Origin of the sequence: Paenarthrobacter sp. FR1, assembly GCF_051106045.1 — a bacterium.
Classification (GTDB): Bacteria; Actinomycetota; Actinomycetes; order Actinomycetales; family Micrococcaceae; genus Arthrobacter; species Arthrobacter nitroguajacolicus_A.
In genome coordinates, this window is the sequence record NZ_JBPFSF010000003.1 from 117,743 (window position 1) to 142,809 (window position 25,067).

At 63.0% G+C, this 25,067-nt stretch carries 26 protein-coding genes; 13 read left to right on the top strand and 13 right to left on the bottom strand.

All coding sequences use genetic code 11. From position 1 onward, the window contains the following. The first annotated feature begins 53 nt into the window (after window positions 1–53). From ACR30Z_RS07460 to ACR30Z_RS07470, 3 genes are all read left to right on the top strand, one after another. On the top strand, window positions 54–1,220 hold the full coding sequence (locus tag ACR30Z_RS07460) for a glycoside hydrolase family 26 protein (RefSeq protein WP_434371862.1): 1,167 nt from the start codon (window positions 54–56) through the stop codon (window positions 1,218–1,220). 96 nt (window positions 1,221–1,316) lie between these two features. Then, a complete protein-coding gene (locus tag ACR30Z_RS07465) occupies window positions 1,317–2,588 on the top strand; it encodes an MFS transporter (protein WP_434372157.1) in 1,272 nt (423 codons plus the stop codon). Beyond that, window positions 2,585–3,124: a dihydrofolate reductase family protein gene (locus tag ACR30Z_RS07470; protein ID WP_434371864.1), complete on the top strand. Its 540-nt coding sequence runs from the start codon at window positions 2,585–2,587 to the stop codon at window positions 3,122–3,124. The genes ACR30Z_RS07465 and ACR30Z_RS07470 overlap by 4 nt, the downstream gene beginning before the upstream one ends. 15 nt (window positions 3,125–3,139) lie before the next feature. Here ACR30Z_RS07470 and ACR30Z_RS07475 read toward each other — a convergent pair whose 3' ends face one another. After that, window positions 3,140–3,724: a carboxymuconolactone decarboxylase family protein gene (locus ACR30Z_RS07475; RefSeq protein WP_434371866.1), complete on the bottom strand. Its 585-nt coding sequence runs from the start codon at window positions 3,722–3,724 to the stop codon at window positions 3,140–3,142. A gap of 105 nt (window positions 3,725–3,829) precedes the next feature. Between ACR30Z_RS07475 and ACR30Z_RS07480 the strand changes: the two genes are divergently transcribed. Then, window positions 3,830–4,090: a hypothetical protein gene (locus tag ACR30Z_RS07480; RefSeq protein WP_434371868.1), complete on the top strand. Its 261-nt coding sequence runs from the start codon at window positions 3,830–3,832 to the stop codon at window positions 4,088–4,090. On the opposite strand, the gene ACR30Z_RS07485 is transcribed toward ACR30Z_RS07480, so the two are convergent. Further along, entirely contained in the window at window positions 4,091–4,444 is a 354-nt protein-coding gene (locus ACR30Z_RS07485) for a TraR/DksA family transcriptional regulator (RefSeq protein ID WP_434371870.1), read from the bottom strand. A gap of 6 nt (window positions 4,445–4,450) precedes the next feature. Continuing rightward, entirely contained in the window at window positions 4,451–4,933 is a 483-nt protein-coding gene (locus tag ACR30Z_RS07490; RefSeq protein WP_434371871.1) for a pyridoxamine 5'-phosphate oxidase family protein, read from the bottom strand. Between the two features lie 233 nt (window positions 4,934–5,166). Between ACR30Z_RS07490 and ACR30Z_RS07495 the strand changes: the two genes are divergently transcribed. Then, complete coding sequence (locus ACR30Z_RS07495; RefSeq protein ID WP_434371872.1) at window positions 5,167–5,586, top strand: hypothetical protein; 420 nt, start codon at window positions 5,167–5,169, stop codon at window positions 5,584–5,586. A 34-nt stretch (window positions 5,587–5,620) separates the two neighbouring features. On the opposite strand, the gene ACR30Z_RS07500 is transcribed toward ACR30Z_RS07495, so the two are convergent. The 5 genes from ACR30Z_RS07500 to ACR30Z_RS07520 form a co-directional block, all read right to left on the bottom strand. Further along, the gene (locus ACR30Z_RS07500) at window positions 5,621–6,235 is read right to left on the bottom strand and encodes a dihydrofolate reductase family protein (RefSeq protein ID WP_434371874.1); all 615 of its coding nucleotides are present in this window, start codon (window positions 6,233–6,235) and stop codon (window positions 5,621–5,623) included. An 84-nt stretch (window positions 6,236–6,319) separates the two neighbouring features. Beyond that, window positions 6,320–6,715 (bottom strand): hypothetical protein, encoded by a 396-nt coding sequence (locus ACR30Z_RS07505; RefSeq protein ID WP_144648165.1) that lies wholly within the window; start codon window positions 6,713–6,715, stop codon window positions 6,320–6,322. A 48-nt stretch (window positions 6,716–6,763) separates the two neighbouring features. Continuing rightward, window positions 6,764–8,905, bottom strand: a complete 2,142-nt coding sequence (locus ACR30Z_RS07510; protein ID WP_434371875.1) for an iron ABC transporter permease — start codon at window positions 8,903–8,905, stop codon at window positions 6,764–6,766. A gap of 9 nt (window positions 8,906–8,914) precedes the next feature. Continuing rightward, on the bottom strand, window positions 8,915–9,895 hold the full coding sequence (locus ACR30Z_RS07515; RefSeq protein ID WP_144648163.1) for an ABC transporter substrate-binding protein: 981 nt from the start codon (window positions 9,893–9,895) through the stop codon (window positions 8,915–8,917). A 42-nt stretch (window positions 9,896–9,937) separates the two neighbouring features. Then, on the bottom strand, window positions 9,938–10,762 hold the full coding sequence (locus ACR30Z_RS07520; RefSeq protein ID WP_208759920.1) for an ABC transporter ATP-binding protein: 825 nt from the start codon (window positions 10,760–10,762) through the stop codon (window positions 9,938–9,940). A gap of 104 nt (window positions 10,763–10,866) precedes the next feature. Here ACR30Z_RS07520 and arfB point away from each other — a divergent pair, with 104 nt between their 5' ends. Beyond that, window positions 10,867–11,286 (top strand): alternative ribosome rescue aminoacyl-tRNA hydrolase ArfB, encoded by a 420-nt coding sequence (gene arfB / locus ACR30Z_RS07525; protein ID WP_144648162.1) that lies wholly within the window; start codon window positions 10,867–10,869, stop codon window positions 11,284–11,286. Window positions 11,287–11,332: 46 nt separating this feature from the next. Continuing rightward, window positions 11,333–11,737, top strand: a complete 405-nt coding sequence (locus tag ACR30Z_RS07530; RefSeq protein WP_144648161.1) for a RidA family protein — start codon at window positions 11,333–11,335, stop codon at window positions 11,735–11,737. Here the strand turns inward: ACR30Z_RS07530 and ACR30Z_RS07535 are convergent. Next, window positions 11,734–12,120 (bottom strand): nuclear transport factor 2 family protein, encoded by a 387-nt coding sequence (locus ACR30Z_RS07535; protein WP_208759919.1) that lies wholly within the window; start codon window positions 12,118–12,120, stop codon window positions 11,734–11,736. The two genes, ACR30Z_RS07530 and ACR30Z_RS07535, sit on opposite strands and share 4 nt — an antisense overlap. A gap of 124 nt (window positions 12,121–12,244) precedes the next feature. Here ACR30Z_RS07535 and uvrA point away from each other — a divergent pair, with 124 nt between their 5' ends. Continuing rightward, the gene (gene uvrA, locus ACR30Z_RS07540; protein WP_434371878.1) at window positions 12,245–14,767 is read left to right on the top strand and encodes an excinuclease ABC subunit UvrA; all 2,523 of its coding nucleotides are present in this window, start codon (window positions 12,245–12,247) and stop codon (window positions 14,765–14,767) included. 1 nt (window position 14,768) lies between these two features. Here the strand turns inward: uvrA and ACR30Z_RS07545 are convergent, their stop codons facing one another. Beyond that, entirely contained in the window at window positions 14,769–16,517 is a 1,749-nt protein-coding gene (locus tag ACR30Z_RS07545) for a pyruvate dehydrogenase (RefSeq protein WP_434371880.1), read from the bottom strand. An 850-nt stretch (window positions 16,518–17,367) separates the two neighbouring features. On the opposite strand from ACR30Z_RS07545, the gene ligD reads away from it, so the two are divergent. The 3 genes from ligD (at window position 17,368) to ACR30Z_RS07560 (ending at window position 20,308) form a co-directional block, all read left to right on the top strand. Then, a complete protein-coding gene (ligD, locus tag ACR30Z_RS07550; protein WP_434371881.1) occupies window positions 17,368–18,606 on the top strand; it encodes a non-homologous end-joining DNA ligase in 1,239 nt (412 codons plus the stop codon). Between the two features lie 153 nt (window positions 18,607–18,759). After that, the gene (locus ACR30Z_RS07555; RefSeq protein WP_434371883.1) at window positions 18,760–19,971 is read left to right on the top strand and encodes a cation:proton antiporter; all 1,212 of its coding nucleotides are present in this window, start codon (window positions 18,760–18,762) and stop codon (window positions 19,969–19,971) included. 133 nt (window positions 19,972–20,104) lie between these two features. After that, window positions 20,105–20,308, top strand: coding sequence for a cold-shock protein (locus ACR30Z_RS07560; RefSeq protein WP_144648155.1), 204 nt, complete (start codon window positions 20,105–20,107; stop codon window positions 20,306–20,308). A 50-nt stretch (window positions 20,309–20,358) separates the two neighbouring features. On the opposite strand, the gene ACR30Z_RS07565 is transcribed toward ACR30Z_RS07560, so the two are convergent. The 3 genes from ACR30Z_RS07565 to ACR30Z_RS07575 all read right to left on the bottom strand — a co-directional run bounded on the left by ACR30Z_RS07565 (window position 20,359) and on the right by ACR30Z_RS07575 (window position 22,436). Further along, window positions 20,359–21,555: an NAD(P)/FAD-dependent oxidoreductase gene (locus ACR30Z_RS07565; RefSeq protein WP_434371885.1), complete on the bottom strand. Its 1,197-nt coding sequence runs from the start codon at window positions 21,553–21,555 to the stop codon at window positions 20,359–20,361. Between the two features lie 4 nt (window positions 21,556–21,559). Further along, a complete protein-coding gene (locus ACR30Z_RS07570) occupies window positions 21,560–21,766 on the bottom strand; it encodes a DUF2945 domain-containing protein (protein ID WP_144648153.1) in 207 nt (68 codons plus the stop codon). Window positions 21,767–21,866: 100 nt separating this feature from the next. Next, entirely contained in the window at window positions 21,867–22,436 is a 570-nt protein-coding gene (locus tag ACR30Z_RS07575; protein ID WP_434371888.1) for a DinB family protein, read from the bottom strand. A 178-nt stretch (window positions 22,437–22,614) separates the two neighbouring features. On the opposite strand from ACR30Z_RS07575, the gene ACR30Z_RS07580 reads away from it, so the two are divergent. Together ACR30Z_RS07580 and ACR30Z_RS07585 are read left to right on the top strand one after the other, a co-directional pair. Then, a complete protein-coding gene (locus tag ACR30Z_RS07580) occupies window positions 22,615–23,427 on the top strand; it encodes an MBL fold metallo-hydrolase (RefSeq protein WP_434371890.1) in 813 nt (270 codons plus the stop codon). A gap of 136 nt (window positions 23,428–23,563) precedes the next feature. Continuing rightward, window positions 23,564–25,000, top strand: a complete 1,437-nt coding sequence (locus ACR30Z_RS07585; protein ID WP_434371892.1) for an APC family permease — start codon at window positions 23,564–23,566, stop codon at window positions 24,998–25,000. Window positions 25,001–25,067 lie beyond the last annotated feature (67 nt).

Genomic DNA, 25,067 nt, shown 5'->3' on the forward strand with positions numbered 1-25,067 from the left:
ATCCGGGCCGTTTCTGCTGCTGAACAACACGTCAAGATGGTTAGATTGGTGGCATGTTCAGGCGAAGCGCTGGGGGCGCAGTCATCGTTTCTGTTGGCTTGGCCTTGACAGGATGTGGCGCGCCGCAGCCTGCAGCGGCTCCTGAATGCGTGGTGGAGACCAACCTCGCACCAGAGACCGGAATCCTGTCAGGGGTGAACCTGGACTGGGAACACGAGACGCTGGCCGAGTACACGGCCAACCTCGGGAGGCGACCCGCCGTCGTCGTCAGCTTTTCGCCTTTCCCGATGTCGGACACAGACAACCGCAACGTCGAGGCCGCCGTCGAACAGGTCAGGGGCAATGGCGGCACCCTGCTCCTGACGCTGGAACCCCACGAGGGACTTGGGGAAGTCACCAAGGAGCGGGCTGGGGAACTTGCCATGCGGCTTGACGGTTACAACAAAGCCGGTGTTCCGGTGATCGTGAGGTTTGCCCACGAGATGAATGGTTCCTGGTACCAATGGGGACAGAAACCTGCCGACTATGTAGCGGCATTCAAGGTCGTGGCGGACGCCGTGCACCAATTCGCTCCTGGCAGCGACATGATGTGGGCACCCAACTACGGCGGTGGGTACCCCTTCAGTGGCGGCCAGTACCAAGCTGCGGCGGGTACCGCGGACGCTGTGGCGCTGGATACCGACGGCGACGGAAAAGTCAGTGCGGCGGACGACCCCTACCAGCCCTACTATCCCGGCGACGATGCCGTGGACTGGGTAGGCATGTCCCTCTACCACTGGGGCAACACCTATCCGTGGGGTGCCAATGTGCTGCCTGAGGAGGGCAAATTCCTGCAGCAACTCACGGGAACGTATAACGGCGCCGGCGGAAACGACCTCGGTGTTCCGGACTTCTACACGGAATACGGCGAAGCGCGGAGCAAGCCGGTCGCCATCCCTGAAACCGCTGCCCTCAGCATTCGCTCGCGCGACGGCGCGGATCCCCTATCCATCAAACAAGCCTGGTGGAGGCAACTGTTCGATCCCGCAATCCCCCGGGACTTCCCCGAATTGAAGATGATCAACTGGTTCGAGTGGGACAAGCTGGAGGTGGAGGTCAAAGCCGACGTCGACTGGACTGTCGCACAGGACACCTCGGTCCGTGACGCCTACATCGCGGACTTGCCCACGTGGTTCGTGGGTGCCGACGAGCCGAAAGCCTGCACCCCCCGGGCTTCCTAGGCAGGCCAGCACCATCGCGGGAGTCTGGCGGAGGACGGTAAACGGGACGAGAATGAGCTGGTGGTCCCTCCTCGATCCAACGGGGGCGGCGACACCATGAACGACGCCGCCCGGAAAATCCAACGCGTCTACCTCACGCTGACGCTGGGCAATACAGTGGCGGCGTCCTTCATTTGGGGCATCAACACGCTTTTCCTGCTGGACGCTGGCCTGAGCAACCTGGAGGCGTTCGCGGCCAACGCGTTCTTCACAGCCGGCATGGTTCTGTTCGAGGTGCCCACCGGGGTGATTGCGGATGGTTGGGGACGGCGTGTGTCGTTCCTGCTCGGCACCGTGACGCTGGCCGCCTCCACGTACCTGTACTACGTGCTCTGGCAGATCTCCGCGCCGTTCTGGATGTGGGCGGTGGTCTCAGTCCTGTTGGGCCTGGGCTTTACGTTCTTCTCCGGCGCCGTTGAAGCGTGGCTCGTAGATGCGTTGCGCTTCTCGGGCTACGAGGGCGGTCTGGAGTCTGTCCTTGGGCGCGGTCAGATGGTGCAGGGTGTGGCCATGTTGTTGGGCTCGGTGGCCGGCGGTGTGATTGCCCAAGCCACCAACCTTGGGGTGCCGTTCCTCCTGCGCGTGCTGGTATTGCTCGCCATGTTTGCGGTCGCTTTTGGCCTCATGCACGACGTCGGTTTCTCGCCTGAGCGCTCGACGCACCCCCTCCGCGCTACCCGCGCGGTGCTGTCCGCATCGGTCGAGAACGGTTTGAAAAACCCGCCCGTCCGCTACGTGATGCTCGCCGCCCCCTTCAGCGCCGGCGTCGGGATCTACGTTTTCTACGCACTGCAGCCGTTCCTGTTGGATCTGTACGGCGACCAAAAAGCGTACTCCATTGCTGGCCTGGCTGCGGCTATCGTTGCAGGCTCGCAGATCCTGGGAGGTTGGCTCGCTCCGCACGCCCGGCGACTGTTCCACAAACGAACCTCCGTCCTGATCCTCGGCGGCGTGGTGGGCGGCGTGATCCTGCTGATCCTCGGATCCACGCGGATCTTCTGGTTGGCATTGGTGCTGCTGGCACTATGGGCCGTGGTGGGGTCCGCGGCGACCCCCGTGCGGCAGGCTTATGTGAACGACATGATCCCGTCCAAGCAGCGCGCCACCGTCCTGAGCTTTGATTCGCTCATGGGTTCAAGTGGTGGCGTGGTGATCCAACCGGCCCTGGGGCGGGGAGCCGACCTTTACGGCTACCCGGCGTCGTTGGCGATGGCGGGCGTCATTGAGCTCGTCGCTGTGCCCTTCCTGCTGGCGAGCAGGAAGCAGGGTGCGCCAGCGGACCGTGCCACTACGTCCGAAACCGAAACAGACCAGGAAACCCGACCTTGAGCACCGTATTCGGTGGAATGGCCGCAAGCCTCGACGGCTTCATCGCGTCGGAAAACGGCGATCTGGCGTGGCTGAACGACGCCATGGCCAAGGACGAAGACTACGGTTTTGAAGCGACCGAGCGCAGGACCGGGGCCTATGTGATGGGCGCCAATACCTACCGCGACGTGTCACGGATGGGCGGCGGTGGATCACGGATCCCCACCTATGTGGTGACCCACGATCCAACTCTGGTGGCCACAGGCAACACCGAACTCTTTTCCGGCGATCTTGGGGAGCTTGTCTCCCGGATCAGGAAGTCAATACCGGAGGACAAAGACATCTGTCTCTTCGGCGGCGGTGAACTGGTCACGCAGTTCGTCGAGCATGGCCTGATCGATGAACTGGGCGTTTCTGTGATCCCCGTGATCCTGGGCGGCGGAGTTCCGTTCTTCGGCCGCCTCGGCCAGCGGAGAAAGCTGGAGTTGTTGGAGTGCCGCCATTACCCATCAGGGATCGTGCTGCTCAACTACAGGGTGCGGGCCCAAGGGGCCTGAAAGCGCGACGACGACTCACTCACCTGCAGTGGGCAGGGGCGACAAAAGGGCCTCCTGGAGTTCCGGGCTGACCCCTGGTGGAACGTCGAGTTCCACGTTCAAGGCCAGGAGCGCCCTGCTGAAGTAGTTCCTGGCCGCGGCAGCCAGGGTGATGTCCGCAATCTCGCGGTCGCTGAAGCCGGCATCCCTGAGCCTTTGAGAATCGTCGTCGCTCATTCCGGCGGCATCGGTGCTGAGCTTCACGGCGTAATCCATGATGGCCACGTCTTCAGGGGGCAGCCCGGCGTCACGGTAGTTCCGGGCGATGGCCTGCAGTTGCTCCTGGTCGATGATGGTCAGTGTCTTCTTGCCGTGGGCCAGTCGGCAGTGCGACGATCCGATGGCCTGGGCCGCGGCCAAGGTCACCAACTCGTAGCGCCGGAGGCCCAGGGACGAACTGATGGCCTGGGTGAGTGACTCCCAGATCTGGTACGCCTCGGGGTTCAGGCTCATGGCCTTGGTGTGGCTGGGGACGTAGCCCATGGAACGGGTATCGGCATCGTAAATTTCAGCCGTCATGCCGGTGGCCTCGGCTTCGGACGGCACCTTGAGGATTGACATGGGGGCAATTGTGGCCCTGCCACTGCTTGTTGTAAATGCCCGAAGCCACGTTAGCGGCCCACATAGGCAAGACTGGGAACACCCACTACTGAAAGCGGTTGGCACGTGATCTCCCTGCAGCAGGACCCCCAAGGCTCTATCCGAATGAACAGGCACTTTCCCGCCGGCATTTCCATAGCCGTCATCTTTGCCGACGGAACCCAGGAAGTTTTCACTGGGAAACGCCTCAACGAGATCTACGACGAAGCGCTGGCAGCGTACCGCGCCGGGAACCACCTGGACGCCAAGGGATTTAGCCGGGGCCCCAAGAAAAAGGTCCAGCAGCGCATTGAGTTCGTGCCGGTCTCGCCGGGAATGGCAGGATAGCTAGCTTTTCCCGGAGGCGTGGTCCACGCAGAATGGCGTCCATGGCCGGGCTTCGAGCCGCCCCTCCGGAATGGTTACCGAGCAGACTTCGCACCGGCCATAACTCCCCGCGGCAATCCGCTGCAGAGCGGCGTTGATCTGCTCCAGCCCCCCACGGCTTTGGTCGAGGAGTGCCGACGCCTGGGACAGCTCGAACGCAATGGTGCTGCCCTCGGGATCATGTTCATCGTCCACATTGGAATCCTGTCGGGCAAGGTTCACCGAACTGATGTCGCTTCGCAACGCCTTCAGCAGTTCGAGCTTGCGATCACGCTCCTCCTCAAGGAGGCGTTGAAACCGTTCCACGTCAATCACGGCGGATCATAATTCCACCGTGCCACTCTCGCCAACGCTGAACCGGGTATGGGTGACCTTGGACTTGACCCATTGCAGTACGGTTGCGGCCGTTCCACCGGGGCTGGTCCAATACTCGGCCGACTCCGAATCGACCCGCAGCAGGCAAACCTCCGGGGTATCCGGGCCGTCAGGGAACCAGGCCTCCACAACCTGGTTCCACATCCCGCGGATCTTTTCCCGGTCTGTGACGACCTCCGCCGTACCTGCCACGGAGACCCATTCAGTGTTCTTGCCGAAGGAAACATTGACTCGAGGGTCCAAGCGCACCTGGGCTACCTGGGAAGTTCCCAGCCCCGTAAAGAACCACATATCGCCGTCGTCCTTCACTTCCTGAACGGCCAGCGGTCGGCTGACCAGGGCGCCCTCTTGGTTAATGGTGGTCAGCATTCCGATCTTGGAGTCGTTAATGATGCCAACAACCTTGCTGATTCCCTGCTCTTCAGTCATTCCTCGCCTCACTCCTCTAAGTACCGGGGGCCTTCCCCCAAACGGCCAGCCTAATAGTAAGCCTACTGATTTACTAGGAGGACAAGGAATGTCGCTTTCAGGCCAGGATGGAATGAGACCGGCTTCTCGGGGAATCATGCCGCTCCCTTGTCCGTTCTCTTTGGTAGTGACAGCCGACGGCGGTCAGGCCTGCCCATGGGCAAGCGAAAGCGACGGGAAGTTTGGGGACTGCCATGACGTTGAATGAAACAATCGCCCGCATTCGGGCCGCGCACCTGATGGTCCGCGACGTGAAGGAGTGGGACGGCCTTTCCGCCGGCCTGCTGCAGGCCTATGACACCAACGACGAAGACCTCATAGAACAGTTGCAGCCACCCTTCCTCCAATCTTGGCGGACCGTCACACGGTACGTACTCCGCGACACTTTCGATCAGGCCGGCATCTCGGTCACCGATCCGAGCGATCCATGGGGAATCGCCATCCTGACGTCGGACGGGAGAAGCGTGGAGCCCATGGTCTGCATTGCGTCCCCAGAAGGTCTGCAAAAGACGGACTCAGCCGGGCTGGACGGCCGACGCCTCCTGACCTTCTCGGAGACCATGACGCATTACTCCGATTGCCTGACGCCCTTCTTCGCCAAGCAAAGCGCATAGCCGAACCCCCGCTGGATCAATCCCGCCCGCTAAATCAATCCCGCCTCAAGGGGGCATCGATGACGCGGGGAACATACTCAAGCAACTGGAGCCGGCCGTCAAACGTCCGGCTGTCCACCATGTCCAAGGCGACGTCCGGATACCCGTCGTAGATGCGCTCACGCCCGGTCTTGCCGGTGATCACAGGAAAAACAACCAGCCGATATCTGTCCACCAGTCCAGCTGCCACCAAGGACCGGCAGAGGCTCAAGCTGCCCAGCGTGCTGAGGGTGCCGGTGCGTGTCCGCTTCATCTCCCGCACGGCTTCAACCGCGTCCCCGGACACCAACTCCGAGTTGGGCCACACAAGGGGTTCTTTCAAAGTAGAGGAAAAGATGACCTTGGGCATGGCTGCCAGGCCACCCAGGCTGGCGCCTTCTTCCTCCGAGAAACCTGAATCGCCGTCGGCAGCCTGCTCCGAGAGGCCAGCCATGACCCGGTACGTGTTGGCGCCCATGAGGGTGGTGAAGTCCTTCTTTCCCTCTTCTTCGAGCCACGCGAGGTATTCCGGACCCTCCAGCCCCCACCAGCCAGGCCACCCTTCGGCGGACGCGTAGCCGTCCAGGGAAATGATCAAGTCCACCATCAGGGTTGCGGCTGTCTCGCCCATAGCAGTCTCCTCGGTTTAGCCGTGCGGATTGGCCGTGCGCGGAAATGCTAGCCCCGGACCGACCGGGCGTTCAAGAGCTCCACGCTAGAGCAGGAGGAGGACGAATCCCCCGAGGGTGCTCAGAATCCCAACACCGGTGAGGATCCAGCCAAGGATCAGCACCGTATTGTCGTGGCGCGGTGGCTGGAGCGAGCATCGGGAGGGATGGCAGACGTCGTAGTGGACCACAACGGACCGCGAATCCACGCTCCCGTCCCGGGCAGCGACGTCCAGCAGGACTTTTTGTTCCTCGTTCGCCTGATCCACCCACTGGAGTCCCAGGAATCCCCCGGCGGCAAACTGTTCGGCGTCCGCGGTGGCCCACTGGCACCGGCGCTTGGCTATGATCCAGGCGCTCACCAGGAGAGGCACGCCCGGGACGAACCCCACCCACGTCATCATTTCCAGGATGGGGCCAAGAACATCCAGGGAACCGGCCATGAGTTGATCCTAAACGCAAGAGGTGAATGCCCGGCAGGTGACGTGGAGTCAGACGGTACGGTCCACCCGTGAACGCCACAGTAAGTACACAAAGTACGGAGCGCCCACCAGCGCCGTCATGATGCCGGCAGGTATCTGGGCCGGTGCGATGACCGTGCGGCCGATGACGTCGGCCAGCACCACGGTGCAGGCGCCAATGAGCGCGGCGACCGGAAGGACACGGGAGTGCCGTGCGCCCACCAGCGTGCGGGCTGCATGCGGGGCCACCAAGCCAACGAAGGCAATGACGCCCACCGAAGAGACAGCACCGGCGGTCAGCAGCACCGCGACGGCCAGGAGGAGGAGCCTGGATCCGGAGAGCCGGATGCCCAGGACGCGGGGAGAATCGTCGTCCACTGCGATCAGGTCCAGATCCCGCCTCATGCCGGCCAGCACCGGCAAGGCCAGCACCAGGGCCAGCAACGGAGGCAGAACGGAGGCGAAATTTCGGCCATAGGTGGAACCCGACAGCCAGGTGAGTGCCTTGGTTTGGTTGAACGGGTCGGTGGTCACCAAAAGAACAGTGATAGCCGCCGCCAGCCCCGCCGAAACACCTATACCGATCAACACCAACTTGTTCTGTTGAAGTCCGCCACGGAAAGCAAGCCCGAAGACCAGCACCGCGGACAGGGCCGCTCCCCCAAGGGCTGAGCCGGTTACGACCCACGAACCAGCCGTCGGGACAGTGGTGATGACGATGATCGCCGCCAGGCCACCACCGCCTGAGACGCCGAGGATGCCCGGTTCGGCCAGCGAGTTCCGGGACACCGCTTGGATCAGCGCTCCGGCGAGAGCCAGGGCCGCACCGGCGAGGACCGCTGCCAGCACACGGGGCATACGTGTACCCAAGACGGCGCTGACACGGTTTCCTGACTGGCCAGTGAGCCAGTTGACGAGATCACCGAGCAGTAGTTTGGCATCGCCCAGCAAAGCTCCCGCCACCAGCAAGCCCGTGAGCAGGACCAGGAGCCCGATCAATACAGTGATGAAGAACCGGCGGGAGCGCAGCCGGGCCAGGGCATCTCCGGCGACACTCAAGCCGGCGTCAGACATCCGCATGGCCAGGATCACCAGGAAGACGGCACCGAAGACCGTGGTGACAGCACCGGTGGGAACTTCCACGCCAGCCTGCGCACCGAAAAGTCCACGAACCAGGACATCGGCGCCGACAACTACGATGGCGCCGGCCAGCCCAGAGATGGGCAGCAACGCACGGTGACGTCCAAGTCCACGGAGTCGCGACGCCAAGAGGCGCACGATCGCAGGAGCGCAGAGCCCCACGAATCCGATCGGACCGGCGATCGTCACCGCTGCGGCGGACAGGACAACGGCAAGTACGACGGCGCCAACCCGGGCAAGGCGCGGATCCGCGCCTGCCAGCCGGGACGCGTCGTCGCCCAATCCCAGCAGGTCCAGCCTTCGGGCGAGGAGCAAGAGCCCGGCGATGGCCAAGAGAACTACGGGCGTGAACTGAACCAGCTCATCGGTGCGGGACTGGGCCAGGCTCCCTTGGCCCCAGGCATACAAGCCGGTAGTTTCCTGGCTGAACAGGAGGAGCAGCGCGCTGGTGGCCGAATGCAGGCCCAATGCCAGTGCGGTACCCGCCAGGACCAGACGAATCGGGCCGCCGTTCCCATTGGCGCCTCCGCCTGACAAAGCAAGCACGAGTACGGCCGCAGCGAGGCCACCGATGAAGGCGACACCACCGGAAAGCAGTGATGGAAGGGACAGTCCAAACGCAGCAATGGCTACGATCGCAAAGTGAGCCCCGGCATTGACCGCCAGGGTGTCGGGAGAAGCAAGGACGTTGCGGGTGGCCGACTGCATTGCTGCGCCGGCCACCCCCAAGGCGACGCCGACCAACAGGCCAGCGAAAAGTCGGGGAACGCGCGAGGCGACCAACACTGCGGTTTCCTGGTCGGAACCGCTGCCGGTGAGCAGCCCCAGCAACTGGAGGGGGCCGACGTCGGCCGTTCCTTGCGTGAGGTGGATCAACGAGAACAGTGCCAGCAGGACCACCCCCGAGCCAGCCACCAGGACTGGGCCGGAACGACGGCCGGCCGCTGGTCCAGCAGCCGGAGCGGCGGGCACGGGAGCACCCGCCACGGCCGTGGGTACGGTCATGGCGGGCCTCTTCACAGTGTCGGTCATGCCGTGGGACTACTTGGTCAGGGACGCAACGATTGCGTCAACGTACTGCGTCATCGAGGCAGGCCCGCCGAACATCCAGATGCCGTCGGAGAGGCGGTGCACCTTGCCGGCTGCCACGAACGGAAGCGACTTCCAGACGGCGTTATCCGTCAACTGTTCGGTGAAATCGCCATCGGCGCTGTTGGTGATGTAGACGAAGTGGTCGGCGTTGACGGCCGTCAGGCCCTCGATGTCGGTGGAACCAAGGCCGTAAGCCGGGTCGCCTTCAACTGTCCAAGGGTTGACGAGTCCCAGTTCGGTGTTGATGTCAGCGAGCAGGGATCCCTTGGTAAAGGGCCGGATGGAGACCTTGCCGTCAGCAACCCAGCCGTCAGCGAACGCCACGCGGGAACCATCCAGGCCGGCCTTCTCAAGGTCGGCCTTGCCCTCTGCAACAGCGGCGTCGAAGGCGGCGATGGCTTCGTCGGCCTTCTTCTCGGTGCCTGTGGCCTTTGCCACGAGCTTGAGGTTGTCCTCAGCCTGGGCGATCTGGCGGCTGCCATCAGCGGACTTTACGACTACCACGGGGGCCAGTTCTTCAAGCTGCTTGATGACGGGCTCGGCGAGGTCGGTGGTGGCGACAATCAGGTCCGGATCCAGGGAAGCAATGGTGTCAAAGCTGGGCTCGTTGCGCGTTCCGATGTCGGTGGGGGTGCTGTCCAGCTTCCCGGCGGTGACCCAGGCGCTGTAGCCCTTGACGTCCGCCACGCCGACAGGCATGACACCCAGAGTGGTGAGGTTCTCCACCACATTCCACTCCGTACCAACCACGCGCTTGGCGGGGCCGTCAAGCTTGACCTCCGTGCCGCGGGCATCCGTTACCGTGATGGCTTCACCCGTGCCGGCGCCGTTTGAGGCGGAGCTCGCGGGGCCTTCCGTGGTGCCGCACCCGGTGAGGAGGACTGCCAGGGCAGCGGTGGCAGCCAGTGCTTTGTGGATCTTCATGGACACAGTGGTCCCTTTCGTAGTGTGGGGGTGATGTATTTCCGGGGTCTAGCTGTTGCTGTGCCGTCCGACCGCGCGGGTGCGCAGCCGTCCGGTCAGCGGATCGGTATGGGTAACGATGGGGATTGAGTAGACATCGCTGAGCAGTTCCGCATCGAGTGCCTCATGGGCGGGCCCGGCGGCGGCAATACGGCCTTCGGACAGGACAACCACATGGTCAGCAAGCGCAGCTGCCTCGTCGAGGTCGTGAAGGACCACGCCGATTGCCACTCCGTGGACGCGCGCGAGGTCGTGCACCAGATCGAAGATCTCCACCTTGTACCGGAGGTCCAAATGGTTGGTTGGTTCGTCGAGCAGCAGCACCGACGTGTCCTGCGCAAGGCAGCTCGCCAGCCACACGCGCTGCAGTTGCCCGCCGGAGAGTTCGTGGACGCCCCGGGCGGCAAGCTCGGCAACGCCGGTCAGTTCCATGGCACGGTCGACGGCGGCGGGACCCTCGGGATCGGCAGCGCGCCACCGTCCCCGGTAGGGATGGCGCCCGAACTCGACCACGTCGCGGACACTGAGGCCATGCGGCACGGGACGGCTCTGCGAGAGCAGTGTCACGTGGCGTGCAAAGTCGCTGCGCTTCATCATCAAGGCATCTGCCGGCGTACCGTGAGGCGGGCTCACAGTAACAGTTCCCGACGACGCCTCATGCAGCCGCGCGAGCGCGCGAAGCAGCGTGGACTTGCCGCTGCCGTTCGGACCCACCAAGGCAACAATGCGGCCCGGCTCCAGCCGGATTCCAGCGCCATGGACCACGTCCTTGTCCCCGTAGCGGAGGACCAGGTCAGTGGCCTCGAGCCCGGAGAGTTCGCTCAGTTCAATCACAAAATGAAAGATTAGCTTAGGCTTACCTAATTACTCCAAAAGTGTCCGCGAATGTCATCGTGAGCCTGCCCACAGGGGCGTCAGGGACATGCGAGGCTTGTTGCATGGACCTGGAAATCTCGCCCTCGCTGACTATTCCCGCGTCGGAACTCAGCTGGCGGTTCTCCCGGTCCTCAGGGCCGGGCGGACAACACGTCAATACCACCGACAGCCGCGCCGAATTGTTGTGGAACCTGGCCGACTCCGCGGTCCTGACGGACGAGCAACGGCAACTGCTGCTCAAACGCCTCGGACGTCGCCTGGTGGCCGGCGTGATCTCAGTGACGGCTTCCGAGGAGCGGTCCCAGCTTCGCAACCGGGAGCTTGCCCTTGCCAAGCTCGCCCGTCTCATCACGGCAGGCCTTGTCCCGGAATCCGTCCGCCGCGCCTCCAAACCCACGCGCGGGTCCGCCCGCCGTCACCGCGTGGCGAAGGAACAGCGTTCGGCAACCAAACAGCAACGACGACGACCTGCCGCCGAGTAGCGCCGATCCCCTGTTGGCAGGCGGCCGTCGGTGGGACCATACATCCATGGCACCCATTCAACGCATCAGTCCAGAGGGGCTGGTCTCCAGCCCCGCCTTCAGCCACGTCGCGGTCGTTCCACCCGGCGCGACCATGATCTATATCGGTGGACAAAACGCCGTGGACGCCGGCGGGACCCTGATTGGCGAAGGCGATGCAGCCGTTCAATCCGCCCGCGCCCTGGACAACGCCGCAACTGCCCTGAAAGCCGCGGGAGCAAGCCTCGGAGATGTCATTCAGTGGAACGTGCTTTTTGTCGACGGCGCCGACCTCGCCGCGGGATACGGGGCTATCGCCTCCAAGCTCGCCTCCGACGAGCCGCCCCTGGTGACGGCGGCCTTTGTCACAGGTCTGGGGGTGCAGGGCGCTTTGGTGGAGATCAGTGCGGTAGCCGCCGTTGAGCGCGACTAAGGGCCGCTGATTTCGACCCATTCCGAACGCCACTGTGGGGCTTGGAAGGATTCGCTCCAGTAAGCCGTTTCCTTGGCGATCCGGCCGTCCCGGAATTCGAAAATGAACACCGTCTCGTACGTCGGCCCGCCGTAGTCCAACGATGCCTCGGCCACTACAAGGTTCCCGCCGCTGAGCAGCCGGCGAGGCGTGATGGTGGGCAGCTGGGGGAAGGCGTTGTAGATTCCCCGTCGGTTCTCGGCGCCGCGCACGATCTCCCCGGATTGGGGCCAATGCATCACGGCGTCGTCGTGGAACAGCTCATCCATGACCTCGACATGGCGATCATTGATGCAGGCGATCAGCCGTTTGACCACGTTCTCGTTGACGTTTTCCTGAGCCATGATCCGCATTGTCCTCCTGGGCGTCGGATTGCACCACCGCTGAGGCGGTGAAGCCGTCCGCCGGACCTCCCGTTCCTGGGGGGAACGCACGTGGGCGTACGTGAACGCCGATAGAGTCATATGAATGGACAGCAAACTGATTGTTTCCCGGCGTCCCGGACCCATCCGGCCGACTCCACCCTTTGCAGAGGCCGACGACGGCTTCGTCAGGGTCCGGGGGGCCCGCGAAAACAACTTGCACAACGTAGACGTCGATGTGCCCCGGGATTCGATCGTCGCCTTCACGGGAGTGTCCGGATCTGGAAAATCATCGCTGGCCTTCGGCACCATCTTTGCCGAAGCCCAGCGCCGCTACTTCGAATCCGTCGCGCCGTACGCCCGCCGCCTCATACAACAGGGACACAACCCCAAGGTCGACGCGATCACGGGGCTGCCACCCGCCGTCGCACTTCAACAACGTCGAGGCACGGCGACGGCGCGCTCCAGCGTCGGCACGGTGACCACGCTGTCCAACTCCCTGAGGATGCTGTTCTCGCGAGCCGGAAGCTATCCGGACGGCGCCAAGCAGCTGGATTCTGACGCCTTCTCCCCCAACACAGCTGCAGGAGCCTGCCCTGAATGCCACGGCTTGGGTGTGGCCCACACCGTCACCGAAGGATCCTTGGTTCCCGACCCTTCGCTAAGCATCCGGGACGGCGCCATTGCCGCGTGGCCCGGAGCCTGGCAAGGCAAGAACCTGCGCGACATCCTCACCCACTTGGGCTACGACGTCGATACGCCATGGAAGAAGCTTCCCAAGAAGGACCGCGACTGGATCCTCTTCACCGATGAGCAGCCCGTGGTGGAAGTGACACCACAGCGGGACCGGGTGGCCAAGCCTTATAAAGGCCGCTTTTGGAGCGCCAAAAGCTACGTGCTTCACACGCTCGCAGATTCCAAAAGCACCACCATGCGCGACCGCGTACTTCGCTTCATGGAGACCGGCCAATGCCCTCGCTGTGGCGGCAGCGGACTAAGGCCGGATGCACTGGCCGTCACCTTCGCCGGCAAGACCATTTCCGAACTGAACGCGATGCCAATGACCGAATTGGCCGCCGTCATCAGGCCCACGGCCGAACTGACATCCGCCGGGACGGCCTCGCGTACACAAACGTCCGGGGAAGCCAACGAGGTTGCCGTGGCCATCACCCGCGACCTCCTCGCCCGGGTCACAGTGCTCCTGGACCTGGGCCTGGGATACCTCGCCCTGGGGCGACCGACGCCCACCCTCTCCCCCGGCGAAATGCAGCGGCTTCGGATCGCAACGCAACTGCGCTCTGGCCTCTTCGGAGTGATCTACGTGCTGGACGAACCGTCAGCCGGGCTCCATCCGGCCGATGCCGAACCGCTCCTGGCCGTCCTTGAACAGCTCAAAACCTCCGGAAACTCCGTCTTCGTGGTGGAGCACAACATGGACTTTGTGCAGGCGGCCGATTGGATCGTCGATGTTGGCCCACACGCGGGTGAGGGCGGTGGGCGGGTCCTCTACAGCGGTCCGGTGGCAGGGCTGGAAGGCGTTCAAGACTCAGTCACGCGGCCGTTCCTCTTCCCTGCCGGGACCCGCAGCGAACCGGGGAATCCCCGGGAGGCGAAGGAGTGGCTCACTCTTCAGGGAATCACCCGGCACAATCTCCGCGATCTTGAGACTGAATTCCCGCTGGGTGTGCTCACTGCAGTCACAGGCGTCTCCGGCTCGGGTAAGTCCACCCTTGTCAGCCATGTTCTGGCTGAAGTGGTCGCAGCGGAGCTGCATCCTGACAACGCCGACACCGTGAGCCGCGACCTGCCCAAGGGCCTGGGGTTGGTATCGGGCCTCCACCACCTGGACCGGCTGGTCACGGTTGATCAGAAGCCCATCGGCCGGACACCACGATCCAACCTGGCAACGTACACGGGGCTCTTCGACGGCGTCAGAAAAGAATTCGCCGCTACGCAAGCCGCCCGCTCCCGGGGCTTCGGAGCCGGCCGCTTCTCCTTCAACGTGGCCGGCGGCCGCTGCGAAACCTGCCAGGGAGAAGGGTTCGTGGCCGTGGAACTCCTGTTCCTGCCCGGGAGCTACGGCCCGTGCCCCGAATGCAACGGCTCGCGATTCAACCCCGAAACACTGGAAGTGACCTACCGCGACCGGAACATCGCCGAAGTCCTGGGCATGACCGTCACCACCGCCGCCGAGTTCCTGTCAGACCTCCCTTCGGTGTCACGCAGCCTGCAAACCCTGCTCGAAGTCGGCCTGGGCTACCTCCGGCTGGGTCAGCCCGCCACCGAGCTTTCCGGCGGCGAAGCCCAACGCATCAAGCTGGCCACTGAACTCCAACGCATCCAACGAGGTCACACTCTCTACCTCTTGGACGAGCCCACCACCGGTCTGCACCCAGCCGATGTCCATCTCCTGATGGCCCAACTCCGCAGGCTCGTCGATGCCGGCAACACGGTGATCGTGGTGGAGCACGAAATGGACGTCGTCGCGGGCGCCGACTGGGTCATCGACTTGGGGCCAGGTGGCGGCGACGCCGGCGGCGAGATCATGGTCGCAGGCCCGCCCGCCGTCGTCGCGCGTTCCACCACAAGCCGAACCGCTCCCTACCTCGCCGCTGCCCTCGGGCGGTGACCTACCGTCGGGGAATGTTGCGCAGGTTGCTGCGCGCCATGCTGACCGCCTCCCCGGCACCTCGGTTCAGGACAACCTTGGACATGGCCGTGGCGAACCCAATGACTTGGGATCCGGAGATCTTTGGCGGGATGGACAGCGCATTGGGGTCGGTGATGAGTTCCACCAGCGAAGGACCGGGGTGCGCGAAGGCCGCACGGTAAGCCGCCTCGATGTCGGCCGGATCGGTGACTCGCACAGCGTGGAAGCCCAATGCCTTGGCCACAGCGGCATAGTTGGCATCCGGTACGTCCACACCGAAGTCGGGAAGGCCGTCCACCAACATTTCGAGCTTGACCATGCCCAGGGTGGAGTTGTTGAACACCACCACGTTCACCGGCAACTTGTGAGCGGCAACGGTGATGAGCTCCCCCAGCAGCATTGACAGGCCACCGTCCCCGGAGACAGACACTACCTGCCGACCGGGATAGGCCACCTGCGCGCCGATGGCGTGCGGCAGGGCGTTGGCCATGGAACCGTGGAGGAAGGAACCGATCAAACGCCGAGTGCCCAAAGGATTGATGTAGCGTGCGGTCCAGACATTGCACATGCCTGTGTCCGCGGTGAAGATGGCGTCCTCCGCCGCGACCTGATCCAGCAGTGACGCCGCGTACTCCGGATGGATGGGCTGCTTCTTCTCAACCTTGCGCGTGTAAGCGCCCACGGCCTTGTTCATCAGCCGGTCGTGCTTCTTCAACATATGGTCCAGGAAGCGGCGGTTCTTATTCTGCTGCACCAGCGGCAGCAGCGCGGTCAAGGTCGGCTGTACGTCGCCATGGACAGCGATATCGACGTCGGTGCGACGCCCCAGCCGCTGGGCGGCCCGGTCTACCTGGGCTGTCCGAGTGTCGGGGAGGAATTGATCGTACGGGAAGTCCGTACCGAGAAGGATCAGCAGATCAGCGTCTTCAATGCCTTCGGCAGCTGCGCCGTACCCCAGCAACCCGGTCATGCCGATGTCGAAGGGGTTGTCGTACTGGACGAAGTCCTTGCCCCGCAGTGAGTGCCCAATGGGTGCGTTGATCAGTTCAGCCAAGGCGATCAGCTCGTTGTGCGCCCCCGCGACGCCGGCACCCGCGAAAATGGCGACCTTGCCGGCCTCGTTGATGGCGTCGGCCAAGTCCTGGACGCTCGCAGGATCGGGCACCAGGCTGGCGGGCCGGAACGTGGCGGGAAGCGGCGTAGGCGCCGTCGCCTCAAGGCCGGCGATGTCACCTGGCAGGGTGACCACCGCGACTCCGCCAAGGCCAACGGCATTCTGGATGGCGCTGTGCATGACCCTGGGAGCTTGTTCGGCCGTGCTGACGAGTTCCGAGTACACAGAGCACTCGTTGAAGAGACGGTCGGGGTGCGTTTCCTGGAAGAAGCCGCTGCCGATTTGCTTGCTGGGAATGTGCGAGGCGATGGCGAGCACAGGCGCACCCGTGCGGTTGGCGTCGTACAGGCCGTTGATCAGGTGCAGGTTGCCGGGGCCACATGATCCCGCGCAGACGGCCAGTTTGCCGGTCAATTGCGCCTCTGCAGCCGCAGCGAACGCGGCCGCCTCCTCATGGCGTACGTGGATCCAGTCGATGCCTCCTTGGCTTGAACCCCCGGTTTGACGGACGGCGTCAACGATCGGGTTGAGGCTGTCGCCAACGATTCCATAGATCCGCTGCACGCCGGCAGCCTGGAGTTGTTCAATGAGCTGGGTGGCAAGTTCCTTGGCCATGATGTGCAGACTCCCGCAGTTTGGTGGTGGGCTGACATGGCCAAATATAGTCGGCCCACCTTGCGGGGAGACCAAGGTTGTCTGTCTTCCTACGCGGCAAGGGCGGTATCAAAGAGGCATTCGGCCAACCGGAGCGGGTGGCCAGGGACGTCTTTGTCCCTGCCGTTCTTGCTGTGGCCGAGGAACACCGCCGTTCCACTCACAGATCCTTTAAAGGGGATGCCGGCCTGGCGGATCAGAACCTCCGCTCTGCGGTTAAGTGGCAGGGGAATCTATTTGGCGCGACGGAATAATGAGCGCATTTCATAACTGACTCACAAGCGCTCCCACAATCCTTACAGACCATTTCTTACATTGACGATACTGCGAACGGAAGAGTGAATAATGCAGACCTTGAAATGGACAGCACAGTGAGAAATATATAAACTTCGCGGCGGCCGTATGCGGCAGCCTTTCGTAGTCGTGAGCCCACAAAAGGCTGCCGCGGAACACCGGGAACGCTGCGCAGACGGCGGGTTCAGTGGTACCGCTATCTCTGGTTCTTCCGTGGCTTTGAGAACAGGTTCTCGCCGCTTTCCGCCTTGGCCCGTTTTTCGGCACGCTTTTCCAGAATTGACTTGCCGGCCTTCTTTGCATTGGGAGTGTTGGGGGACTTTTTCGACATTCTTGCCCATCCTTTCCATGTCGCTATGACAACACCATACCCAGTTTTATTATTTAAGCCAGTCGGCAAGTTTTATGCGCTTTTTTGTTTAAAATTCTCGGCTGCAGCCCCCAGCCCTCCATGTCGGGCGGGTTGTTTCGGTCCAAAACTCTGGCTGGAACGGCTGTTCGTTGCTAGCGTGACCGCATGAGCCCCGCCAAGCCCCCGGCTGTGATCCTCGATGTTGCCGGCCACGAGGTTCGCATCTCGAATCCGGACAAAGTAGTGTTCCCCGAGCCTGGTCTGTCCAAGCTTGATGTAGTCAACTACTACCTCACCGTGGCAGAGGGGGCGCTGCGGGGCGCCGGCGGGCGGCCCATGGTGCTCAAGCGCTTCCCAAAGGGCATTGACGCGGAGCCGTTTTTCCAAAAGCGAGTGCCCGAAAACCACCCAGGGTTCATCCACACAGCAACACTGCACTATTCGTCGGGGACTTCGGCCGAAGAGACCGTCATTCGAGATGCTGCGGGGCTGGCGTGGGTCGTGAACCTGGGATGCCTGGACCTCAATCCCCACCCCGTGCGCGCAGAGGACCTCGACCATCCCGACGAACTGCGGGTGGACCTCGACCCCATGCCCGGGGTGGACTGGTCGCAGATTGTCGACACCGCTTACGTCGCACAGGAGGTGCTGGACAACGTTGGGCTGGTTGGCTGGCCCAAGACAAGCGGCTCACGCGGGCTGCACATCCTGGTACGCATTGCTCCACGATGGTCCTACCGGGACGTGCGGCTTGCCGCCGAAACCCTCGCCCGCGAGGTGGAGAACCGTGCACCCGGCCTTGCCACCGCCCGATGGTGGAAGGAAGAACGTGGTGAGAGCGTCTTCGTCGACTTCAACCAAAACGCCAAGGACCGCACTGTGGCTTCTGCCTACTCCGTCCGGTCACGGCCCGATGCCCGCGTCTCAACCCCTCTGAGTTGGGACGAAGTGCGATCCGCCCGGCCGGAACAGTTCACGGTGCGTACCGTGCCGGATCGCTTCGAGGACCTCGGAGACCCGCACTCCGGCATCGACCACGCCGCCGGTTCGCTCGACGGGCTGCTGTCCTTGGCCGCTGAAATGGGCCCAGCCGAGAAGGCACCACGATCAGGAGACGGCTCCGGCCGCCGGATGTCCACCATGCCGCTTATCGAGATTGCCCGCACCAAGACGAAGCCCGAGGCACACGCTGCCCTTGAGGAATGGAAGGCGCGGCATAAGGAGGTGGTCCCCGATTTGCATCCCTCCGATGTGTTGGTTGACGGTATGCGTGGATCGAGCTCCCTCTGGTACCGGGTCCGAGTCAACCTACAGCATGTTGCCGAAGCCAAGCGGCCACAGCAAGAGGTGCTTATTGCGGACTACGACCCGTGGGCCGGCAAGCAGTGGCCGGGACGCACCTGAGACTCCAGTCCCCGTTGGACCGCCCGCTTTGGTTGTATGCGACTCCTGCAGCGGGCCGGGAACCCGGCGTTGGTTCTATAGCGCGGGCGCAGAGGTGGCGGTAGCTTTGGAATACTTTTCGTGGAAGCAGCCGAGCTACCGGAGGCACCCCTGATGCAAGGCTTATCTGTGTCGCTGGTTCTCATCGCTGTCCTGGCCGTCGCGGCTCCGCTCGCTGCCCGTTCACTCGAGCGCGTGGTGAAGGTGCCCATCGTGGTCTTCGAGATTGTCCTGGGAATGTTGCTGGGACCCAGCCTCCTGGGCTGGGTCCAATCCACACAGTTCACCGACACCTTGGCTGACTTCGGGCTGGCCATGCTGTTCTTCGTCGCCGGCAACGAGATCGACTTCACGACCATTCGGGGCCGGCCCATCAGCCGCGCATCCGCTGGTTGGCTCATCTCCCTGGTTGCCGGCATCGGTGCTGGATTCGCCTTGGCCCCCGCACCGGAAGCGGCCGTCATCATCGGTGTCGCCTTGTGTTCCACGGCACTTGGCACCTTGCTGCCCATCCTCCGCGATGCGGGCGAAGCAAAGTCTCCCATCGGCATCGCGGTGACTGCCGTGGGCGCTGTCGGTGAGTTCGGTCCCCTGATTGCCATCTCGCTGTTCTTCAGCGGTCGGCAACTGGGAACTGCCTCAGGCGTACTTTTCGGATTTGTCCTTCTCACGGGCCTGGCGATCTACCTTGCTTCCCAGGCACGGCACACGATGTTTCATGCCCAGGTCACGCGGACCCTCCACACCAGCGCGCAGTTCGCCATGCGGACCATCATGTTGATACTCAGCGCCCTTGTTGTACTGAGCATGGTGCTGGGACTTGACATGCTGCTTGGTGCATTCGCTGCCGGAGTACTTTGGAAGGTTGCCATCGCACGAGCTCCGGAAGAAGACCGGAAAGTCATCGAAACGAAGATCGATGCTGTCGCATTTGGCTTTCTGGTGCCCATTTTCTTTATCGATACCGGGATTGACTTCGAGCTTGGCGCACTCGTCGCAAGCCCCGCGACCCTGGCGATGGTCCCCTTGTTCCTGGTCCTGCTGCTGGTCATCCGGGGACTTCCTTCGCTGCTTGCTGCTCCCCCACGCTCCGCTTCGGCGGCCAAGCGGGCCATGGTCCTCTTCGGTGCCACAGGGCTGCCCATCATCGTGGCCGTGACTGCCATTGGCCGTGACCACGGGCTGATCACCAGCGGCATCTCGTCCGCTCTGGTTGGGGCCGGTATGCTCTCCGTGCTGCTGTTCCCGTTACTGGCGCTCCGTCAAATTCATCCAGCACAAATTCATCCCAATACGAATTCATCCCAATACGAAGCGGGCCCGTAAGTAAGACGCTTTGCGGCATGGGCGCCAGAAAGTGTTGCCCCGCCGGAGGCCAGCCCATAGGGTCAATTACGTGAGTGGCGGGGACGGCAATCCGATGAGCGGGACCGACCAGCTACCCGTGAAGGAAACAGGCATGGCAACAGGTACAGTCAAGTGGTTCAACGCCGAAAAGGGTTTCGGATTCATCGCACCCGACGATGGAGGCCCCGACGTGTTCGCGCACTATTCAGCCATCACTTCGAGCGGATACCGCTCGCTGGACGAGAACCAAAAGGTCCAGTTCGATATCACGCAGGGCCCTAAGGGTCCACAGGCCGAGAACATCCAACCGCTCTAGGTCCGCGCCACAGGGACCGGTCGGCTACACGCCGGCCGGTCCCGTGTCGGTTACGCCCGGCCTTTGAGGATCAGATGCCAATAGACCTTCGGGAACATGTCCCGGTCAACCCACCACGAAAGCCTGCTTTCCTTCCACGTGGGAACCATCGGGATGGTGGGTTTAGGCCGGTACTGGTCATCGAACTCGGCAAAGACCACCGTGTTGCGCGAAACAGTGAAGGGGCACACGGAGTATCCGTCGTACCTGTGGGTGGGCGCTTTGCCCTGACGGGCAGACACCAGGTTCTTGGCGAGCACCTTGGTCTGCTTGCGCAACGCCCCGCCGGCCTTGGAGTTGGACGTGGCGGCAGCGTCCCCCAGGGACCAGACGTTGGGGTAGCGCACGTGCCGCAGGGTCTGCGTGTCAACCTCAACGAAACCGCCCTCGTCACCTGACGCCGGCAGGTCCGTGGCCCGAAGCCAATCAGGAGCAGCTTGGGGTGGAACGGCGTTGAGGACGTCGTAGGACACTTCTTCCATAGTGCCAGTGGCATTGTTCCGGATAGTGGCTTTCCGGCTCCCAGGGCTGACGGCCACGAGCTCACTGTTTGTCCTTAGCTCAATGCCATATTCAGCAAGCTTGCGTTCAAGCTCCCGGTCCACTTCCGGGATGCCAAACACAGTGGGGTACGGCTGGACCATCACCACCCTGATGTGGTCGAGGACGCCTTGCTCCTTCCAATAGTCACAGGCCAGGTACATCGGTTTCTGACTGGCGCCGCCACACTTGATGGGCCCGGCAGGCATGGTAAAGATGGCCGTGCCGGACCTCAGGCCGCTCAAGAGGGTCCACGCTTTGGGGGCAAGCTCGAATTCGTAATGGGATGCACCGTAGGGAGAGTGCACCGCCTCAGCCAAACCCGGCACGTCATCCCAGCGATATTGCAGCCCCGGGCACACCACGAGCTGCACGTAAGCCACTGTTGACCCCGAAGCCAGCCTCACGGTATTGGCGTTGGCGTCCACGCCCACCGCTTTGTCCTTGATCCAGTGGACGCCCTTGGGCATCACCGCTTCCTGGCTCCGTACGGCTTCCTTGACCTGCGCGCGGCCTCCAGCGATATGGGAGAACAGCGGTTGGTAGAAATGGTGGTCTTTGGGTTCGATGAGGGCTATGTCTTTGACCCCGTACCGAACCAAGCGGGCCGCCAGCGACACCCCTGCGTTGCCACCGCCGATGATCACAACTTCGTGCTGCCGGGCCATGCCGCTACTTCTTTTCAGTCAGCGCGGAACCCTTGTGCGCGGCCCGGGCACCCGTTTTGTCAGATTCCACCACGTACTGCGGCTCATCCTCGCTGGCACGATGCGTGTTGCCGTCCAGCACAAAGTCGCTGGTCTTCTTTTCCACGATCCTTCCGTGCGTCTTGCCCTGCGAGGTGTTCCACTCCACGTGCGTTCCCTTGCTTAGTGCCATGTCCGCTCCTAGCTATGGTGCCCTCTCCAACTTCCGGGGCTTCCCAATAGTAAGCATGATGACCTTTTTGCGGTACCGCAGGTCGGCAACGAGGGCCGCATCAGGCCCGAGTTGGCGGGTCCTGACCCACCAGGCCGTCCACGGATTCGCGGAGGAGATCGGCATGCCCGTTATGGCGGGCGTATTCCTCGATCATGTTCAGCAGGATGTATCGCAGGCTGGGCAACTCGATGTCCGGATTGGAGGCAGTGCTTCCCTGTCGGCCTGGGCCGCCGTCCGCCAGTGCCTCGGCGAACAGGAGCCGGGACCGGGCCACTGCCGCGCGCCATCTCCCGTAGAGTGCTTCCGGAGTCTCCTCGTCGGCCGAAATCCAGTCCCAATCGGGGTCGGTATCCCAGTCCACGCTATTCCACGGGGGAAGTTGCGGGCAGCCATGCAGCCACTCGGTGGACATATCGTCCTCAAAGCGGGCCAGGTGGTTGAGCAGGCCACCCAACGTCATGGCAGACGGCGCCAGCCTTGCGCGAAGGCCGGCCGAGTCGAGGTCACCTGTTTTCCAGGCGAATGTTGCCCGCTGCCGTTCCAGAAATCCCAGCAGTGTGGCGGTCTCATCGCCGGCAGGTGGCGGCTCTGGAGTGTTCTGTTGGGCTTGGTCCGGTGTACCGCTCACCGCAGGCCTCCTCGTCAGTTGGCGTGTCTTCCAGTTTGGCGTGCCGCGGATGCTCGGACAAGATCAAGCCCGTAGCAGCTGGCCTGCCCTTCCTTGGCTGCTTGGCCGTGCCATAGTCTGGGCCTGTGAGCGTACGCAGCGCGCTGCAGGGACGCCCGAGGCCACGAAAGGACCGCCCATGCTGATCTGCGCAACGTGCGCCGTCGAATATGGCGAACCCGTTCCCGAACTCTGCCCCATCTGTACCGACGAACGCCAGTACGTGCCGGAAGACGGACAAAAGTGGCTCACCAGGGATGGCTTGGAAGGGACCGGCCAGCAGATCACGTTGACGGAGAACGAGCCGGGTCTCATCGGAATCAGAACCGAACCGAAAGTCGGAATCGGCCAGACCGCCCAGCTGGTGGTGACTCCGCAGGGCTCGCTGCTGTGGGATCCAGTGGGCTACGTCGACGACACCGCCGTCGAGGCAGTGCTGGACCGAGGTCCGGTCCTGGCCATTGCCGCCAGCCATCCCCACATGTTCGGCGTTCAAGTTGAATGGTCCCGTCGACTCGGCAACGTCCCGGTTCTGGTGGCCGAGGCAGACCGTGGATGGTTAGGGAGGATGGATCCGATCATTTCCACCTGGTCCGGCAGCTTGTCGATCACCGATGGCTTGGACCTTCATCAAACCGGCGGTCATTTTCCAGGCAGCGCGGTGGCGCATTGGGCAGCCGGAGCCAGCGGCAAAGGAGTCCTGCTGACCGGTGACAGCGTTTTCCCCAACCCCGACCGCCGCAGTATTGCCTTCATGCGCAGTTACCCGAACCATCTGCCGCTTTCCGGGGCCGTGGCGTTACGAATCGCCGCGCAATTGGGTGAACTCGAATTCGATCGGATCTACGGCAACTTCAACAATGCCATCGACTCCGATGCCCAGCGGGTCCTTCGCCTCTCGGCTCAACGGCATGCGGCGTGGGCGCGGGGCGACTTCGACCACCTGACCTGACCAGGACCTGGGCTGGACGTGATCCCGTGGATGATCAACCGGTGGTGTTGCCAAACTCCGCCCAGAGGATCACAGTGAAGTAGGCCACACAAGGCCGTCGTTTCCAGGAGCCGTGCACCCGCCGTGGAGGTCAACCATGAGCACCACGTCCGACGAAGTCCTCAACCCCATGCCCGCCGGCCAAGAGCCGGAGCTCAAGCGGGTCTTGGGTCCCAAGCTCCTGCTCCTCTTCATCGTCGGCGATATCCTGGGCGCCGGCGTTTACGCGGTGACCGGGACGATGGCCGGAACAGTCGGTGGCATCGTCTGGCTGCCGTTCCTCCTAGCGTTCATTGTCGCGACCCTCACAGCGCTTTCGTACCTGGAGTTGGTGACCCAGTACCCACAGGCAGCAGGTGCGGCGCTCTACACCCACAAGGCCTTCGGAATCCATTTCGTCACCTTCCTCGTGGCGTTCGCCGTGGTGTGCTCCGGCATCACCAGTGCCTCGACGTCCGCGAACGTCCTTGCCCAAAACCTCTTCGGCGGGTTGGAGATCAATGGCTGGATGGACAAGCCGGACCGCAGTGTGATTACCGCAGTCGCGTTGGCATTCATGTTGTTACTGGCGGCGATCAACCTGCGCGGCGTGGGTGAGAGCGTCAAGTTCAACGTTGTGCTGACACTGGTGGAGGTACTCGCCCTGTGCATCGTGATCGGGGTTGGCTTCTTCGTGATGGCCCAAGGCACGGGAAATTTCCAGGAGATCCTCGTCTTCACGGACCAGCAGGACAAGGGATTGTTCCTCGCTGTCACGGCGGCCACGTCAATTGCCTTCTTTGCAATGGTGGGCTTCGAGGACTCCGTCAACATGGTGGAGGAGACCAAGGACCCGGAGAAGATATTTCCGCGAACGATGCTCACCGGGCTCGGGATCGCGGTGCTTCTCTACATGCTGGTTGCCATTTCGGTTGTCAGCGTCCTTTCGCCCACAGAGCTCGGCGAGATCAGGGAAGCGGAGGGCGCAGCGCTGCTGGAAGTCGTGCACAAGGGCTCGCCCGACTTTCCCATCGACAGGATCTTTCCGTTCCTCGCGGTCTTCGCAGTGGCCAACACAGCGCTGATCAACATGCTGATGGCGAGCCGCCTGATCTACGGCATGGCCCGTCAGCACGTCCTGCCGAGCGGCTTGGGGAAGGTGCTGCCCGGTCGCCGTTCACCGTGGGCGGGGATCACGTTCTCCACCGTGTTGGCGCTGGGATTGATCTGGTACGTCAGCAGTGATCCTGACAGCAACATCGTGGCCAATCTTTCAGGTACCACTGCCTTCCTTCTGCTGTGCGTGTTCACCGTAGTCAATGTGGTGTGCGTTGTACTTCGCCGTAAACGGGACCCGAACCGCAAGGTCTTCTTCACCTCACCGGGGCAACTGCCCTTGGTAGCGGCCCTGTTGTGCGCCTTCCTCGCGGGCCCCTGGGTTGGTCGCAACGTCATCCAGTACCAGGTAGCCGGCGGCCTGATGGCCATCGGCATCGTATTGTGGTTCATCACGTGGCTGCTCACCAGGAAGAGCAACGCCCGCCGCAGGACATGAACTTCTCCGCACCCGACGCAACAGTTGCTCGACGGCGACCTCCCGCCGTCGAGCCGTCAATTATATA

Excerpts from the sequence above, each read along its gene's own strand:
- ACR30Z_RS07460 (WP_434371862.1), top strand. The coding sequence starts at position 54 with ATGTTCAGGCGAAGCGCTGGGGGCGCAGTCATCGTTTCTGTTGGCTTG.
- ACR30Z_RS07465 (WP_434372157.1), top strand. The coding sequence starts at position 1,317 with ATGAACGACGCCGCCCGGAAAATCCAACGCGTCTACCTCACGCTGACG.
- ACR30Z_RS07475 (WP_434371866.1), bottom strand. The coding sequence starts at position 3,724 with ATGTCAATCCTCAAGGTGCCGTCCGAAGCCGAGGCCACCGGCATGACG.
- ACR30Z_RS07490 (WP_434371871.1), bottom strand. The coding sequence starts at position 4,933 with ATGACTGAAGAGCAGGGAATCAGCAAGGTTGTTGGCATCATTAACGAC.
- ACR30Z_RS07495 (WP_434371872.1), top strand. The coding sequence starts at position 5,167 with ATGACGTTGAATGAAACAATCGCCCGCATTCGGGCCGCGCACCTGATG.
- ACR30Z_RS07500 (WP_434371874.1), bottom strand. The coding sequence starts at position 6,235 with ATGGGCGAGACAGCCGCAACCCTGATGGTGGACTTGATCATTTCCCTG.
- ACR30Z_RS07505 (WP_144648165.1), bottom strand. The coding sequence starts at position 6,715 with ATGGCCGGTTCCCTGGATGTTCTTGGCCCCATCCTGGAAATGATGACG.
- ACR30Z_RS07510 (WP_434371875.1), bottom strand. The coding sequence starts at position 8,905 with ATGACCGACACTGTGAAGAGGCCCGCCATGACCGTACCCACGGCCGTG.
- arfB (WP_144648162.1), top strand. The coding sequence starts at position 10,867 with ATGGACCTGGAAATCTCGCCCTCGCTGACTATTCCCGCGTCGGAACTC.
- ACR30Z_RS07530 (WP_144648161.1), top strand. The coding sequence starts at position 11,333 with ATGGCACCCATTCAACGCATCAGTCCAGAGGGGCTGGTCTCCAGCCCC.
- ACR30Z_RS07535 (WP_208759919.1), bottom strand. The coding sequence starts at position 12,120 with ATGGCTCAGGAAAACGTCAACGAGAACGTGGTCAAACGGCTGATCGCC.
- uvrA (WP_434371878.1), top strand. The coding sequence starts at position 12,245 with ATGGACAGCAAACTGATTGTTTCCCGGCGTCCCGGACCCATCCGGCCG.
- ACR30Z_RS07545 (WP_434371880.1), bottom strand. The coding sequence starts at position 16,517 with ATGGCCAAGGAACTTGCCACCCAGCTCATTGAACAACTCCAGGCTGCC.
- ligD (WP_434371881.1), top strand. The coding sequence starts at position 17,368 with ATGAGCCCCGCCAAGCCCCCGGCTGTGATCCTCGATGTTGCCGGCCAC.
- ACR30Z_RS07555 (WP_434371883.1), top strand. The coding sequence starts at position 18,760 with ATGCAAGGCTTATCTGTGTCGCTGGTTCTCATCGCTGTCCTGGCCGTC.
- ACR30Z_RS07560 (WP_144648155.1), top strand. The coding sequence starts at position 20,105 with ATGGCAACAGGTACAGTCAAGTGGTTCAACGCCGAAAAGGGTTTCGGA.
- ACR30Z_RS07565 (WP_434371885.1), bottom strand. The coding sequence starts at position 21,555 with ATGGCCCGGCAGCACGAAGTTGTGATCATCGGCGGTGGCAACGCAGGG.
- ACR30Z_RS07570 (WP_144648153.1), bottom strand. The coding sequence starts at position 21,766 with ATGGCACTAAGCAAGGGAACGCACGTGGAGTGGAACACCTCGCAGGGC.
- ACR30Z_RS07580 (WP_434371890.1), top strand. The coding sequence starts at position 22,615 with ATGCTGATCTGCGCAACGTGCGCCGTCGAATATGGCGAACCCGTTCCC.
- ACR30Z_RS07585 (WP_434371892.1), top strand. The coding sequence starts at position 23,564 with ATGAGCACCACGTCCGACGAAGTCCTCAACCCCATGCCCGCCGGCCAA.